Source organism: Agrobacterium sp. 10MFCol1.1, assembly GCF_000381165.1.
In the GTDB taxonomy this organism is placed as follows: Bacteria; Pseudomonadota; Alphaproteobacteria; order Rhizobiales; family Rhizobiaceae; genus Agrobacterium; species Agrobacterium tumefaciens.
In genome coordinates this window covers 521,097-536,124 of sequence record NZ_KB906072.1, presented here as the reverse complement: position 1 = coordinate 536,124, position 15,028 = coordinate 521,097, and the positions used below count along the sequence as shown (strand labels likewise).

At 57.6% G+C, this 15,028-nt stretch carries 14 protein-coding genes, 1 tRNA gene and 1 riboswitch; of the genes, 9 read left to right on the top strand and 6 right to left on the bottom strand.

Annotated features, from left to right (window positions below; translation table 11 throughout):
- The first annotated feature begins 52 nt into the window (after window positions 1–52).
- Window positions 53–970 (top strand): ornithine carbamoyltransferase, encoded by a 918-nt coding sequence (gene argF / locus F617_RS0102750; protein WP_003514928.1) that lies wholly within the window; start codon window positions 53–55, stop codon window positions 968–970.
- A gap of 223 nt (window positions 971–1,193) precedes the next feature.
- Entirely contained in the window at window positions 1,194–2,183 is a 990-nt protein-coding gene (locus F617_RS0102745; RefSeq protein WP_003514930.1) for an Hsp33 family molecular chaperone, read from the top strand.
- Window positions 2,184–2,221: 38 nt separating this feature from the next.
- Here the strand turns inward: F617_RS0102745 and apaG are convergent, their stop codons facing one another.
- Window positions 2,222–2,614, bottom strand: a complete 393-nt coding sequence (gene apaG / locus F617_RS0102740) for a Co2+/Mg2+ efflux protein ApaG (RefSeq protein ID WP_003514932.1) — start codon at window positions 2,612–2,614, stop codon at window positions 2,222–2,224.
- A 235-nt stretch (window positions 2,615–2,849) separates the two neighbouring features.
- Window positions 2,850–4,034 (bottom strand): O-succinylhomoserine sulfhydrylase, encoded by a 1,185-nt coding sequence (locus F617_RS0102735; RefSeq protein WP_003514934.1) that lies wholly within the window; start codon window positions 4,032–4,034, stop codon window positions 2,850–2,852.
- Window positions 4,035–4,076: 42 nt separating this feature from the next.
- Window positions 4,077–4,155, bottom strand: a riboswitch (SAM riboswitch).
- A 73-nt stretch (window positions 4,156–4,228) separates the two neighbouring features.
- On the opposite strand from F617_RS0102735, the gene F617_RS0102730 reads away from it, so the two are divergent.
- From F617_RS0102730 to F617_RS0102715, 4 genes are all read left to right on the top strand, one after another.
- Window positions 4,229–5,326, top strand: coding sequence for a 2'-deoxycytidine 5'-triphosphate deaminase (locus F617_RS0102730; RefSeq protein ID WP_026330640.1), 1,098 nt, complete (start codon window positions 4,229–4,231; stop codon window positions 5,324–5,326).
- 56 nt (window positions 5,327–5,382) lie between these two features.
- Window positions 5,383–5,456: transfer RNA gene (locus F617_RS0102725), tRNA-Gly, on the top strand.
- 154 nt (window positions 5,457–5,610) lie between these two features.
- Window positions 5,611–6,297, top strand: coding sequence for an aquaporin Z (gene aqpZ, locus F617_RS0102720; RefSeq protein WP_019564342.1), 687 nt, complete (start codon window positions 5,611–5,613; stop codon window positions 6,295–6,297).
- A gap of 90 nt (window positions 6,298–6,387) precedes the next feature.
- On the top strand, window positions 6,388–6,681 hold the full coding sequence (locus F617_RS0102715; protein WP_019564341.1) for a hypothetical protein: 294 nt from the start codon (window positions 6,388–6,390) through the stop codon (window positions 6,679–6,681).
- Between the two features lie 135 nt (window positions 6,682–6,816).
- Here the strand turns inward: F617_RS0102715 and F617_RS0102710 are convergent, their stop codons facing one another.
- Complete coding sequence (locus tag F617_RS0102710) at window positions 6,817–8,754, bottom strand: glycosyltransferase family 2 protein (protein ID WP_019564340.1); 1,938 nt, start codon at window positions 8,752–8,754, stop codon at window positions 6,817–6,819.
- Between the two features lie 170 nt (window positions 8,755–8,924).
- Here F617_RS0102710 and F617_RS0102705 point away from each other — a divergent pair, with 170 nt between their 5' ends.
- Window positions 8,925–9,686, top strand: a complete 762-nt coding sequence (locus F617_RS0102705; RefSeq protein ID WP_019564339.1) for a transporter substrate-binding domain-containing protein — start codon at window positions 8,925–8,927, stop codon at window positions 9,684–9,686.
- A gap of 40 nt (window positions 9,687–9,726) precedes the next feature.
- Here the strand turns inward: F617_RS0102705 and uppX are convergent, their stop codons facing one another.
- Window positions 9,727–10,953 (bottom strand): Wzx-type polysaccharide biosynthesis protein UppX, encoded by a 1,227-nt coding sequence (gene uppX, locus F617_RS0102700; protein ID WP_236762079.1) that lies wholly within the window; start codon window positions 10,951–10,953, stop codon window positions 9,727–9,729.
- Window positions 10,954–11,303: 350 nt separating this feature from the next.
- On the opposite strand from uppX, the gene uppY reads away from it, so the two are divergent.
- Both uppY and F617_RS0102690 read left to right on the top strand, forming a co-directional pair.
- The gene (uppY, locus tag F617_RS0102695; RefSeq protein ID WP_026330638.1) at window positions 11,304–12,599 is read left to right on the top strand and encodes a Wzy-type polysaccharide biosynthesis protein UppY; all 1,296 of its coding nucleotides are present in this window, start codon (window positions 11,304–11,306) and stop codon (window positions 12,597–12,599) included.
- A 27-nt stretch (window positions 12,600–12,626) separates the two neighbouring features.
- Window positions 12,627–13,379, top strand: a complete 753-nt coding sequence (locus F617_RS0102690; RefSeq protein WP_019564336.1) for a polysaccharide deacetylase family protein — start codon at window positions 12,627–12,629, stop codon at window positions 13,377–13,379.
- A gap of 74 nt (window positions 13,380–13,453) precedes the next feature.
- Here the strand turns inward: F617_RS0102690 and F617_RS0102685 are convergent, their stop codons facing one another.
- Together F617_RS0102685 and F617_RS0102680 are read right to left on the bottom strand one after the other, a co-directional pair.
- Window positions 13,454–14,104 carry a helix-turn-helix transcriptional regulator gene (locus F617_RS0102685; protein ID WP_003514944.1) on the bottom strand — a complete coding sequence of 217 codons (651 nt, stop codon included), beginning with the start codon at window positions 14,102–14,104 and terminating at the stop codon, window positions 13,454–13,456.
- A 111-nt stretch (window positions 14,105–14,215) separates the two neighbouring features.
- The gene (locus tag F617_RS0102680; protein ID WP_003514945.1) at window positions 14,216–14,866 is read right to left on the bottom strand and encodes a response regulator transcription factor; all 651 of its coding nucleotides are present in this window, start codon (window positions 14,864–14,866) and stop codon (window positions 14,216–14,218) included.
- Window positions 14,867–15,028 lie beyond the last annotated feature (162 nt).

Here is a 15,028-nt window from a genome sequence, read left to right as displayed (position 1 = left end):
AAATCAAGAGCGGGCCTCTCTTCAGGGGCTCGCAAGCATGGGACAGATTAGAATGGGTTCACCAAAACATTTTCTGGACCTCTCGGCCGTCGGGTCGGAGGATCTGCGGACAATTCTTGATGATGCGCGCACGCGCAAGATTGCCACCAAAACCGGCACGGCGGAAAAGCCGCTTGCCGGCAAGATGCTGGCAATGATTTTCGAAAAACCGTCCACACGCACCCGCGTCTCCTTCGATGTCGGCATGCGCCAGCTCGGCGGTGAGACCCTGTTCCTGTCGGGCACGGAAATGCAGCTGGGCCGCGCGGAAACGATTGGCGATACGGCCAAGGTGCTGTCGCGCTATGTCGATGCCATCATGATCCGCACCACGGATCACTCGCGTCTGCTCGAGCTTGCCGAACACGCCACCGTGCCTGTTATCAATGGCCTGACGGACGACACGCATCCCTGCCAGATCATGGCGGATATATTGACGTTCGAGGAACATCGCGGCCCGGTCAAGGGCAAGACCATTGCCTGGACGGGTGACGGCAATAATGTGCTGCATTCGTTCGTGGAAGGCTCCGCCCGTTTCGGTTACCGCATGGCGATGGCAGTCCCGATGGGTTCGGAACCGCACGACAAGTTCCTGAACTGGGCACGCAACAATGGCGGCGAAATCTCGCTGTACCACGATGCCGACAAGGCAGTGGCGGGCGCTGATTGCGTCGTCACCGATACCTGGGTGTCCATGAACCAGGAACACAAGGCGCGCGGCCACAATATCTTCCAGCCTTATCAGGTCAATGAAGCGCTGATGGCGAAGGCCAACAAGGAAGCGCTGTTCATGCACTGCCTGCCGGCGCATCGCGGCGAGGAAGTAACGGATGCAGTGATCGACGGGCCGCAATCGGTGGTCTTCGACGAGGCGGAAAACCGGCTCCATGCGCAGAAGTCCATTATCGCATGGTGCATGGGCGTCATCTGACCGCTATCGGCCGGGTGCTTGAACTCGGCGATGCACATTCCCATCTGTGGGGCTTCGAAGACGCTCGTCGGCTTTTCGCTGGCGGGCCACCTCACGATTTGCACGATTTTCCCCGGAGGCGGTTTCGCTTCCCGGATCTCTGTGCGACAAGCTGAAAAAGTACATTTTAAAAGCCGGACTTTTGGACGGTAGCGGCGCAACGGCTGCGCCAAGGAGTTATGACATGGCAGATGTAACGGTTGAACTGGACAATCTCGATTTAGCTGGCGACGACAAGGTTGTGCCCTTTCAGGTCGAAGGTCTGGACGTGCGCGGTCGCGCCGTACAGGTCGGGCCGCTGTTGAATGCCATCCTCGAACGTCACGAATATCCCGAGATTGTCGCCCGCCTGCTCGCGGAAGCAACGGTTCTGACGGCGCTGATCGGCACATCCCTGAAATTTTCCGGCAAGCTGACTGTGCAGACCAAGGGCGACGGCCCGGTTGACCTTCTGGTGGCGGATTTCACCGCGCCCGAGAGCATGCGCGCTTATGCTCGTTTCGATGAGGAGCGGCTGGCGGAAGCTGTCGCTGCGGGGCAAACCTCGCCCGAACAACTGCTCGGAACCGGCATTCTGGCCTTCACCATCGATCAGGGCGTCGGCATGCAGCCTTATCAGGGCATCGTGCCGCTGGACGGTTCTTCGCTGGAAGAAATCGCCGGGGTTTATTTCCGTCAGTCGGAACAGCTTCCCACCCGCGTGCGCCTCGGCGTTGCCCAGTTCTTCGACCGTGACGGCGAAGGGAAGCCACGCCATAGCTGGCGTGCAGGCGGCGTGATTGCCCAGTTCCTGCCGCAGGCGCCCGAACGTTTGCGCATGCGCGATCTCCATGGCGGTGACGGCGACGAGGGCGATTATGAAGTGGCGGAGGACGATGCCTGGACAGAGGCGGTGTCGCTGCTGAATACGGTGGATACTGACGAGCTGACCGATCCGCAGGTGCCGGTGGAGCGTCTGCTTTACAGGCTTTTCCACGAGAGCGGCGTGCGCATCTACGATCCGCAGGTCATTTTCGACCGTTGCAGCTGTTCACGGGACAAGATCAAGGGTGTGCTGTCCGGTTTCACCGCCGAAGAGATCAAGGCGAGTGAGGAAGACGGTGCGATTGCCGTGACGTGCGAGTTCTGCTCCACGACCTATCGCTACGATGTCAGCGAGTTTGAAAACGTCTGACGAGGAGAGCCGCGCTTGTGAATGGCGCGGCTATTTTGTCAGTTCAGCACCCGCAACAGGCCGGGTGAATCCAGTGAAAAGGCGGGGATGGTGACGTTGAACACCTCGCCTTTGTCCGTTTCCATTTCATAGTGGCCAAACATAAGGCCTGACGGCGTATCCAGCGGGCAGCCGGATGAATATTCGTAACTGTCGCCGGGGTTCAGATGCGGTTTTTCGCCGACGACACCCGGCCCGTAGACCTCATCCACCTGTCCGTTCTGGTCGGTGATGTGCCAATAGCGGTTGACGAGTGTTATCGGAACATCGGAATTGTTCGAGATCACGACTTTATAGCCCCAGACATAACGATCGTCATCCGGGTCGGACTGCTCCTCGAGATAATACGGATCGACCGTTACCTCGATATCCCTTGTCAGAGCACGATACATACGCGCCACACCTCGATATTTTCCCTGCTGCCATCATCCTACACTACAGGTTCTGGCTATCGTCAAGAAAATGAATGACTTGACGACCACGCGCATCTTCTGTTGCGCCGTTTTTTCACCGTTAGGGATAACGGTAAAGGTAAATATTGGTTGCCAGACGCGGGCTTTCACCCAGGCGGGATGTGTGCCATGGCCCGACGGGAAGTCGGGCCATGGCGATATGTCGATTGAATCCTTAAACTGAAACGGCCGCAAGACCCTTCGCCAGATCTTCCAGCAGATCGTCCGTATCTTCGATACCGCAGGAAAGACGCAAGGTCCCGCCGGAAATACCCAGTTCGGCGCGCGCCTCGTCGGTCAGGTTCTTATGCGTCGTGGTGCCAGGGTGGGTAATGAGGCTCTTGGCATCGCCGAGATTGTTGGAAATCTTCACGATATCAAGCGCGTTCTGCAGTGCGAATGCCGCTTCCTTGCCGCCCTTCAGTTCGAAAGCCACGAGCGTCGAGCCGCCCGACATCTGCCGCGCGATGATGTCTGCCTGCGGATGGTCGGCGCGACCAGGATAGATCACTTTGGCAACCTTGCCGCTGTCGGCGAGGAAATCGGCGATCTTCGAGGCATTGGCCGTCTGCTGCTTGACACGCAGCGGCAGGGTTTCGATGCCCTTCAGCAGCGTCCAGGCATTGAACGGCGACATGGCTGGGCCGGTGTGGCGGAAATAGTCCTGCAGCTCTTCCTCAATCCACTTCTTGTCGGAAAGGATCACGCCGCCAAGGCAACGGCCCTGACCGTCAATATGCTTCGTCGCCGAATAAACGACGATATGGGCGCCGAGTTCGAGTGGCTTCTGGAAAAGCGGTGTGGCGAAAACATTGTCGACAACCACTTTCGCGCCGATCTGGTTGGCGAGCTTCGCCACGCCGGCAATATCCACCACTTCGAGCGTCGGGTTGGTCGGGCTTTCGAGGAAAAACAGCTTGGTGTTCGGCTGGATCGCCTTTTCCCAATTGTTGAGATCGCGTCCGTCGATCAGCGTGCACTCGATGCCGTATTTGGGTGCAAGCGTTTCTACCACCCAACGGCAGGAGCCAAAAAGCGCGCGGGCAGCAACGATGTGATCGCCGGCACGCAGCTGGCACATGATGGCGGCTGTCACGGCGGCCATGCCGGAGGCAAGCGCACGGGCGTCTTCCGCACCTTCCAGCAGGCACATGCGCTTTTCGAACATGTCATTGGTCGGGCTTGCATAGCGGGCATAGATGAAGCCATCCGTTTCGCCCTTGAAGCGCGCTTCGGCGGCTTCGGAGTTTTCGTAAACGAAACCCTGGGTCAGATAGATCGCTTCCGACGTTTCACCATAGGGTGAGCGTAGCGTACCACCGTGAACGAGCTGGGTTGCCGGGCGCCATTTATTGCTCATGTGATCACCTCAAAACAAAAAAACCGGTCGCAAAAGCAGACCGGTTCCTAGCACCCGGTCTTTTTAGCCACTTGTTTAACGTGGCTGCAAGCCGACCGGCCAAATCACCACGGGATAAGCTTGCCATACTGCCGTTACCGGCTTGCGTCAATGCTTTCCTTTTGGTTTTGTCGCCGTAAAAAGGAATGATGATCATGACCAGAACCACGGGCATTTTGGCGGATGGCGCGATCAGGGCGCTGTTTGCGGGCGGCAAGCTGAGAAGCGAGGCTGATCTCGATGGCGATCAGGTGCAACCCGCCAGCCTCGATCTGCGACTGGGCTCCAAAGCCTATCGCGTGCGCGCCAGTTTCATGCCCGGCCCCGGAACCCGAGTCATCGACAAGCTCAACCGCTTCAGCCTGCATGAGGTCGATCTGAGCGAGGGGGCGGTGCTGGAAACCGGTTGCGTCTACATCGTGCCCTTGATGGAGAGCCTGGAGCTGCCGGCGGATATGTCGGCTTCGGCCAATCCGAAAAGCTCGACGGGGCGTCTTGATATCTTCACCCGCGTCATGACCGACAATGCACAGGAATTCGACAAGATACCTGCGGGCTATGCCGGCCCGCTCTATCTGGAAATCAGCCCGCGCACCTTCCCGGTCGTCGTGCGCCGTGGCTCGCGCCTCTCGCAAATCCGTTTCCGCATCGGCCACTCGTTGCTCAACGAAGCCGAGCTTCTGAAATTGCACGAGACGGAGACGCTGGTCGCCAGCGAAACCCCTAATGTGACCGGCGGCGGCATCGCGCTTTCCATCGACCTTAAGGGTTTTGGCGAAAAAGGGCTGATCGGTTATCGCGGCAAGCATCACACGGCGGTGGTAGATGTCGACAAGAAGGCTCAGCACGATGTTCTCGATTTCTGGGAACCTCTATACGCCCGCGGCCGTGCCGAACTGATCCTCGATCCGGATGAGTTCTATATTCTCGTTTCGCGTGAAGCCGTGCATGTACCGCCACTTTATGCGGCCGAAATGACACCCTTCGATCCCTTGGTGGGCGAGTTCCGCGTGCATTATGCGGGCTTCTTCGATCCAGGCTTCGGCCATGCGCAGGCGGGCGGCACGGGCAGCCGCGCCGTTCTCGAGGTGCGCAGCCACGAGGTGCCCTTCATCCTCGAACACGGCCAGATCGTCGGCCGGCTGGTTTACGAGCACATGTTGCAAAAACCGGATGGCCTCTACGGCAGCGGCCTTGGCTCCAACTATCAGGCACAGGGCCTGAAGCTCTCCAAGCATTTCCGCACGGAGTAATGATCCTGTCGGGTGCTTGACACCCGATAAGAACTGTCCGATGTCTTGTGCGCGGCGCGGGTGTAGCTCAATGGTAGAGCAGCAGCTTCCCAAGCTGAATACGAGGGTTCGATTCCCTTCACCCGCTCCATATTTTCAAGGCAATCCAAACAACTTCCTGGCCAGCCAAAAGCGCGCATGTCACCGCCATCGCTGCGACAAACGTGCGACTATGCGATTTAGCTTGACTACAATTAAATTGCACGTAATAGTTGATGCGGTCGTAACATTATTGGGGGAGTGTTATGAGTCGCAAGCTTCTTTCGGAATTTCTTGGCACTTTCTGGCTCGTGTTCGGAGGTTGCGGCAGTGCGGTTTTTGCCGCTGCTTTCCCTGAACTCGGCATTGGCTTTCTTGGTGTCGCTTTCGCTTTCGGTCTGACGGTTTTGACCATGGCCTATGCGGTCGGCGGCATTTCGGGCGGTCATTTTAATCCGGCCGTTTCCGTCGGTCTGTCCGTTGCTGGCAAATTTCCGGCATCGAACCTCGTTCCTTACATAGTGGCGCAGGTTCTGGGGGCGATCGTCGCGGCGGGGGCGCTTTATGTCATCCTTACCGGCAAAGCCGGTGCCGATATTGGCGGTTTTGCCGCAAATGGTTACGGGGAACATTCGCCGGGTGGATATTCGCTCGTGTCGGCGCTGCTGATCGAAGTCATTTTGACGGCATTTTTCCTGATCGTCATTCTGGGATCGACGCATGGCAGGGTTCCCACTGGTTTTGCGCCGATCGCCATCGGCCTTGCTCTCACACTTATTCATCTGATCTCCATTCCGGTCACCAACACATCCGTCAATCCGGCCCGCTCGACGGGACAGGCGTTGTTTGTTGGTGGATGGGCGCTGCAACAGCTCTGGCTGTTCTGGCTCGCTCCGATCCTCGGCGGCGCAATCGGCGCCGTGGTCTGGAAACTTTTCGGCGAGAAAGACTAAGGCTCAAAGCCCGCTTTCTCCGGCCCGCACAGACATGAATGGGAAGCATTGTTTCTCCGAATGGTCGGGGAAACCTGTGAGGAGGATGACATGGATCTTACTTCGATATTGGCCCAAATTGTCGGCGGTGCGGTTGGTGGTTCGGCCGGCGGAAAAATACTCAAGGATTCCGATCTCGGTGCACTCGGCAACCTGATTGCCGGCGCTATTGGCGGCATCGGCGGAGGAACCGTGCTCGGATCGCTGCTCGGGACGGCGGGAACTGCTGCAGCTGGCGGCATGGATATAGGCGCTCTTGCCGGCCAGCTCGTTGGCGGCGGTGTCGGCGGCCTGATTGTCCAGATCATTGTCGGCCTCATCAAGAACAAGCTCGTTACCAAATAGAGCTGCTCGGCCGATCTTTTGCGAAGCGATAAACCTTGCCGATGGAGAAGCCTCGTTCGGCAAGGCGTTTTGGTTTGTGCCATATCCGCAGTGGCGGCGCAGAGGGAGCTGGAATTCGTTTGTAGAGTCTGGTCGTCAGGCCTTGTTCCTGATGACCGGCATATGCGGCGTCTTGTTCCAGACGAACGGCTTGGTTTTCAATTCCACCACGGCGCGCCATGCGGCGAGTGACAGCATCAGCCAGTAAAGCGGGATCGCCAACCAGCGCCGTCCGACCTGTTGTTTCTCATGAGCTATCATCCTGTTTCTGCCCATCAGTACGAAGATGGCGTAGCTTCCGAAAATATTCAGCGTATCGATGAAAAACAGAATGCCCTGCCAGGAAAGCAGCATATCCGTGCCGTTTTCCCGGATTGCCATGGCCATGAAGGCGAAGGAAACAAACAGCAAGGGATGGGCCAGCGACGACAGAAGCATGCCGCCAATCAGCAGCTGAAAGACGATATAGGCGATCCATCCCATGCGGCGCGCGGTCGTGAAGGGCGAGCGGGTCATGACCAGCCAGCTTTGCAGCCAGCCCTTGTACCAACGCGCGCGCTGGTTCAGCCAGACGGAAAGGGAGGTCGGAGCATCCTCCAGTGTCTGCCGCCGGATGACACCGCAGCGATAACCCAGCCTGTGCAGCCGGAGGCCCATATCGGCATCTTCCGTCACATTATACGGGTCCCATCCTCCCACCCGGCGTAACACGGCGGTGCGAAAATGGTTGGAGGTGCCGCCAAGCGGCAGCGGCAGCTTGCACGCTGCAAGAACGGGCAACATGCAGCGGAAAAGGCCGGAATATTCCAGTGCGAAACAGGCGCTGAGCCAGGAGGAGCTGGCATTGCTGACAATAAGCGGCGCCTGCACACAGGCCACCTCGTCCGGCTGGCCGCGGAAGGCGGCATAGGCTTCGCGCAATTGCAGCGGATGCGGCCGGTCCTCGGCGTCGTAAACGGCAACGAAAGTGCCACGCGCGCCGGAAAGCGCATAGGTCAGGGCCTTGGGCTTCGTGCGTGGCATGGATGGCGGCACCCTGACGATCTCGATATGCGGACCGGGATTTATCCGCTGGATGGCCTCGATCGTCGCTACGTCGTCTGCCTCGCAGACGAGCTTGATATCGAGCCGGGATTTGGGCCAGTCCAGCCGCTCCAGCGCATGAATGAGCTGCTCAACGACCGCCTCTTCGCGATAAAGCGGCATGAGAATAGTGTAGACCGGCAGCTCCCTGTCCTGCTGGAGTGGTATGACGGTTTTCGCATCGTTTCCTTTTGGCGTATGGACGAGTGCAAACAACCTGAAAAGCAAGGTGGAGAGATAAAGCATCGTGAGGGTGACGTGAATATAGGCCATGGCCGCCTGCGTATAAAACAGAAGCGACAGAACGAGCAGGGTAACGAAAATGCCGCTGACAAAACCCTGCTCGCCATGCAGCGTGATCTTTGCGGAATGCTGCGGCGCCGCGTTGAAAAGCTGATGTCGCGCATCTCGGCAGCGGCGTGCTTCGCCCGCCTTCCAGATTGCGCTGCGCATGGCCTGTGGCGTGGTCACGGCAAGTTCTTCGAGAAGATACGGACGCTGATCGAGGATGCCTTTCAGCAACTCCATCCTTGCCAATTCCGGGACGATCAGCAGCACTGGCTTACCTTTCAGCGGTGTCAACCGCAGGAGCCGTGGTTCGGCTAGTTGCGCGTCCAGGTGATTGAGGTCTGCCACACGACCCGGATCGATTTCCGGTCGGAACGGCAATCGCAACAATCTGGCAAAAGCACCGTAATACGCATCCGCATCGACCAGGCCGCTCGCCAGCAATTCGTCTTCCACGGTTGAGCCGTTTTTGAGGGCCTGCTCTTCGAATGCAGCGATGTAAGGCTTGCCGAACCCGAGCGAAGAGAGAAAGCGTGTTGGCCCATGCTCGTCCGGTTCGGGCGCTGTCCAAAGTGGATTGTCGCCGATGAGCGAAAACGCAATTTTTCGCCCCGCTGACGTCGTGCGGAACGATTCTCGTGTATAGTGCCTAAAATAATCCATGCATCGCCGCCGCCGCCATGGTAACGCCCTGCTTCTTGCTACGGACAGTATAGATGAGAATGATGAATGTAACGCGAAATATAGTTATTAGTTTTACTTTAGCTATCGCTTTACAATTCGGTGGTAATTTGGGAAAACTTCACGCGGAAGGTCTCTCGGACAGAAACCGCATGCCGGTGCTGTTTGATGCGCAGGAGCGGTTTCCGGGTGGCGATCTCTCCTCCGTGCCCCGGATCAGGTTTTTGATGTCGGTCGATTTTCCACCCTTTAATTTTACCGATCAGGAAGGCCGGCTTGCCGGTTTTCATGTCGATCTGGTGCGCGAAATCTGCGCCCAGCTGAAGGTTGAGAGCAAATGCCAGGTGCAGGCACTGCCGTTTGACGAGCTGGAGGCAGCGCTGGAAATGGGAGAGGGCGAAGCGGTGATTTCCGGCATTGCCACCACCGCCGATCTGCGCAAGAGTTTCACCTTCTCGCGACCCTATCTGCTGTTGCCCGCGCGTCTTGCCGTCAACAAGGCGGCGAAATTCACTGGCTCCGGCGCAGATGCCCTGTCGGGAAAGAAGGTGGGTGTGGTCACGGGCTCGCGGCACGAACAGATGCTCAAGGCATTTTTTCCCAAAGCCTCGGCTGAAGGCTTTAATGGTTACGAACCCATGTATGAGGCGTTGAAGACGGGCAAGGTGGACGCCGTTTTTGCGGATGGGCTGCGCCTGCCTTTCTGGGTTTCGGGAAGCGCGTCCGGTGCTTGCTGTGCGCTTTTCGGCGGACCTTATTTATCCGACAGATTTCTTGGCGAAGGCCTTTCCATCATGGCAGTTGATCCGGACGATGTGCTTGTACCGGCCTTTGATCAGGCGCTTGCCGCCCTTTCGCGCAATGGCCGGCTGGAAGAAATCTACCGGCGTTATTTCCCCTACGGGCTTTATTAGAGAAATCCGGTTTCATTCGGATCGGGGCCCGGATGACGTTCTATTTGGCGGGCGCAAAGGCTTCTTCGTTGCGCCGCAATCGCAAAAGCGCGATCCAAACGGCGGCGGCGATGGCGGCTTCCACGAAGAAATAGCTGCCGATCGTTCCGGAAATGCTGAAGGACCAGGTGAGGAAGGCGACGATAACGGAGCCGATGAGATTGCCGCTGTTCCATATCTTGGCGCGGATATCCTGCCGTCCGGATGCGCCAAGCGCCTCAAGCGCGGTCGCCGCAACGGCCATGGGCAGCACGACCCAGCAAAGGATACGGGTGATGATCGGCAGTGAGACGTATTCGTCGCCGAACAGTAGCGGCAGGAAGGGTGCGATGATGAAGATGACCAGCGCGCTGCCGACTGCGATGACAAGCGCTGCCTTCAGCACATTATAAGCGCGCTCTATGGTCTTTCCGATACCCTGCAGGGCGGCTGAGGCCGACCCCGGATAGATCAGCCGGTTCAGAGCCTCGACGGAGAGGTAGGAGCTGTCGAGAATTCGCCGGGCAATGGAGTAGCTGCCCAGAACCTCGGCGCTGGCAACGGCACCGAGAACGAGAATATCGGCATTGCCACGCACGGCCTTGAACAGGAACTGGGTGGAAAACAGGATGCCGATGCGAATTTCATCGCGAACGATCCGGAAAACCGGCCGACCGAGCCTGCCGATCGCCTTCAGCGAAATCACTGCCGCAATCGTATGGGCAGCCAGGTTCCACAGGGCCCAGGCCTCCACCGTCTCCACCTTGAAGATGAGACAGGCGACCACGGCGGCAATTGTGCGGGCAACGGCGAACATCACTTCCAGCTTGTTGGCGGAGGCGAAGTCGGAATGGGCGATGAAGCTTTGGGTCGAAAGCGAAATGACTTTCAAAAGGATGAGGTTTGTTACCAGGATCACGAAAGTGGTGATGAGGGTATGCAGCAATGTTTCCGACGTCGGGAAAAACACCGGGATCGTGACCATGCCGATGATGGTCAGCAAAATGCCGGTAGCGGCGCTCAGGAGATAGCTGTGGCCGAGCATCACGGGAAACATACTGCGATCCTGCGCCACGCGGCGGATCAGCGATTCCTGCGAACCGAAACCACAAATCTGTACGCCGAGATTGGTCACGGCCGTGATCGAGGCATAGAGCGCGAATTGTTCCACGCCGAGATGGCGGGCAAGCAGGGCGAAGGTCAAAAGCTGGGCGGCGCTGGACATCAAAAGCGCCCCGCCGGATGCCATATAGGTCAATCCCAGTCTGACTAGATGGCTGAACCGCGGCGTATTCAACGACACCTTATTCTCCGTGCTTTCCGGCGTCGCCGGGCGAATTCAAGATAACTGCCGTGTTTTTAAAATTGATGAACTGGAAAACCCGGCAAGGGGGCAATAATTCGAAGGCCGTTGACCTCTATGAATGGCAGTTGCCCAGTCTTAGCCTTCTTGAGGTAAGAGAGGGTTAAAGCAATTGTATAATAATGATGATAATGACTGTTATGGTTATTTGGACATGGCCCGGTTTCAAAAAGGGTTTCGTTGTTCGTCACAAGGCAGGCCAATGATCCGATTATCCTTTTTCGATGTGGCCGACGATGCCGCCTTTTACTGATACGCAGTCCATTCCTGTACAAAGCAACAGCATGTCGCTTACGGGCGGCCGTCGCGACGCGATTTTTTTCGTCGTCACGATGCTTTATATCTGGATTTCCGTTGCGCCTTTCGAAAATCTTGCGGCTGCACCCGTGCCGCACGCCGCCGCAAACCAGCTGACCGGGCTGGTAATTTCGCTGATGCTGGGTGTTTTTGCCCTGCGTCATCGGCTGACGGGGCTTTTGTTGCGGCCGCGTCTGCCCATTCTGCTGTTGTTTTCCTGGCTGGTGATTTGTTCGGTGCTTGGCTCCCAGCCTGGCACTTCGCTGCAACGTTTGCTCTTTACGGGCCTTCTTTGCTTCATCACCAGCGTCCTCGTCGTCATGCCGCGCGACAGGAGGCAGTTCGACCGGATGATGGCCATCTTCGCCGTCATCCTGCTGGCGCTCTGCTACTTCGGGGTGATCTTCCTGCGCTCGCGCTCGATCCACCAGCCCTACGATCTCGATGAAACGGCGCTCGCCGGCGATTGGCGCGGTATCTTCAATCACAAGAATGCCGCCGCTCCCGCCATGATCATTCTCGTCATGATCGGGCTTTACCTGCGCAATAGCTGGTCGACGGTCGGCGGCATTGTCATCACGCTTCTGGCAGGGTTCTTCCTCTGGAAAACCAACGGGAAAACCGCAGCGATGCTGTTGCCCGTCACTGTTGCGCTGGTCTGGGTCATGGAAAGACATGCCGGTCGGACATTGCTGATGATCGGAGGTCTTCTGGCTTTCCTCAACATCCTCGCGGTCGGCTCCACCTATTTTCCGAGCATACGGCATGTGGTCGATAGTCTGGGGATCGATTCCACCTTTACCGGCCGAACGGATATATGGCGCCTGTCCTTCGACACGTTTGCGCAATCGCCGATCTTCGGGCAGGGTTTTCAGGCATTCTGGACGAGTGACCGGCTGCTGGCGCAGGCCGATACTGCCGGCACCTGGGCGGTCACCGCCTTCCATGCCCATAACGGCTTTGTCGAAAGCCTGCTGAATGGCGGCCTGCCGGCCTTTGTTCTCATCGTCATATGGCTCGTCATCATACCCGCAAACGATTTTCGTATAGCTGTGAACAAGGGTACCGATCCGGCATTAACGCGGCTTTTTGCACGAATTTGGGTGTATGCACTGCTTTCTTCGTGTCTTGAGAGTAATTTCTTTACCGGAACCGGGCCTATCTGGTCTTCTCTACTGATTGCAATCTATTGTTTGAGGCATCAGGCGTACGACATACTTGAGCAGGGGCAGTAATTTGCAGACAGGCCGGGGGGCTTATGCATGACACAAAAAATCGGGACATTTGCAGACAGGATCAATAACCGGCTGGTGCAGTACTTTCCAGGACCGGCGGCGCTGATCAAAACGTCCGAACCAATCGTCTCCTTCACATTCGATGATGTGCCGGCGACCGCCTGGACAAAGGGCGCGCGCATTCTGGAAAGCGAGGGTGTTCGCGGGACATTTTATCTCGCAGGTACTTTTATCGACAGGCACTATGAACAGCAGGACATGATTTCAACCGAAGGCTGTTCGGAACTTGCAGCGGCTGGCCACGAGCTTGCCTGCCATACTTTTTCCCATCGCAAACTCTCGAGCTTTTCACGGCGCGGGCTTGAAGAGGATCTTGATCACAACGAAACCGTGCTGGGATCGTTCGCCAAAAACCGAGGCAGGCGGAATTTCTCCGTTCCTTTCGGCATGGCCTCGCCCGTCATGCAGCCCCTGTTACGACGAAGGTTCAAGACCGCTCGCGGCATCATGCCTGGCATCAACCGGGGCAGCATCGATCCGTACAATCTTGCCGGGGTGGAGTTGCGCGCGGACCAAAACTATCTCGATGCCGCCGATCGTTGGCTCGAGGATGTTTTGCAAAATGGCGGCTGGCTCATCATTTTCACCCACGATGTTTCGCAGACACCGAGCTTTTACGGTTGCCCGGAAGACAAACTTCAGAGCCTTGTCCGCAGGGCAGCTTCCGGCGGTGCGAAGATCATGACGGTTGATGCCGCGGCAACGTCACTCGGTCTGTAAAGGGATAGTATCGACGCCTGCTCTCTGAGTTGTGCCCGGGCAAGTAGGACGCCTGTCTTCGCAATGGCGGGTGTCTATTGGCTGGCCCAGATGATGCGGGCGATCCATTCCACATCGGCCATGTCAAAGCTGCGGTTCGGATGTTCGGGATTGAGCGAAAGAAGCTCGATATTCTTGGGGCTTTGCCGCGCCAGCACCTTGGCCATCACTTCGCCGTCTCGGCTTTTCAGCACCACGCGGTCGCCGCGCCGCACCTGCGCGCCCGGCTCCACGATCAGGATATCGCCGTCGCGGTAAAGCGGCATCATGCTTTCGCCCTGTACTTCCAGCGCGTAGACGCCCTGCTTGCGTTCGGGAGAAGAGGGGAACTCCACCACATCCCAGCCTTGGCCGGCCGGAAAACCGCCATCGTCGAAAAAGCCGCCGGAGCCCGCCTGCGCAAAACCGAGCAGGGGGATGGCATTGTCCGCACCTGAAGGCTGCATTGTCTGCGTCCTGCCGAAAGCATAACCAAAAAACTGGTCGACGCTTGCCCCCGTCGCCTCCAGCACCTTGGATACCGATTCCGTCGAAGGCCAGCGTTTGCGGCCATCCGGGCCGAAACGTTTCGATTTGTTGAACGAGGTGGGATCGAGACCGGCACGCTTCGCCAAGGCCGAAGGCGTCAGCTGGTGACGTTTGGCAAGCGTATCGATGGCGCTCCAGATCGTCTCGTGTGAAAGCATGATGAAAGCCCGCAGGTGGAGCCCGTGGCGGAAAAGCTCCTGTCGTTTACTCCGCGGAATCTAGACCATATCCCGTCAGGAGTAAAGAAAAGAAAGGAATAAAATCCTCTATTATGCCACCATGGCCGATGTGTTTATCTTGCTGAGCTGTATCACCGCCTGTGTACGGCTATCGACCTTAAGCTTCAACAGAATAGCGGAGACATGCGCCTTGATGGTGGCTTCCGAAACATTCAGCGCATAGGCGATCTGCTTGTTCAGCAGGCCTTCCGCCAGCATGCCCAGAACCCGGCTCTGTTGCGGCGTCAGCGTTCTGAGCCGGCCGATGAGATCAGCCACGTCAGGATCATGCTCCTTTTCGCCCTGACAGCTTGCCGGTATCCACACATCGCCTTCAAGAACCGCGCGAATGCCATCCCTGATATCGTCGATGCCCGAGGATTTGGAAATAAAACCGGAAGCGCCGAGTTCGATGGACCGGCGAACAGTGGTCGCGTCGTCCGTTGCCGAAACGATGACGATGGGCAGGCTGGAAAATTCCGCCCGCAGCGCCATCAGGCCTGAAAATCCGCTGACACCCGGCATGGCGAGGTCCAGAAGCATCAGATCGGCGTCGTTGCACGCCGTCGCGGCACTTCTGGCAGCCTCGAAATCCCCGGCTTCCATGATTGTCTGCTGCCCGTCGAGACCGGATACGGCCTGTTTTAGGGCGCCGCGAAAAAGCGGGTGGTCGTCTGCGATGATAATGACAAGTTCCGACATTCTGGCCCCCTCCCAAGGGCGTTATGCGGTTCTTTGAAAGGTATGGCGCACTCCCGTTTGCCGGCAGTCTAGACTACTTCCGGCTCCTCTTCTGAAAGGTTGCTCTAATCGGTTGCGTATTACAAGAAAAAGCTTGGGAACAGCCGTCGCGGCAATAAAAAT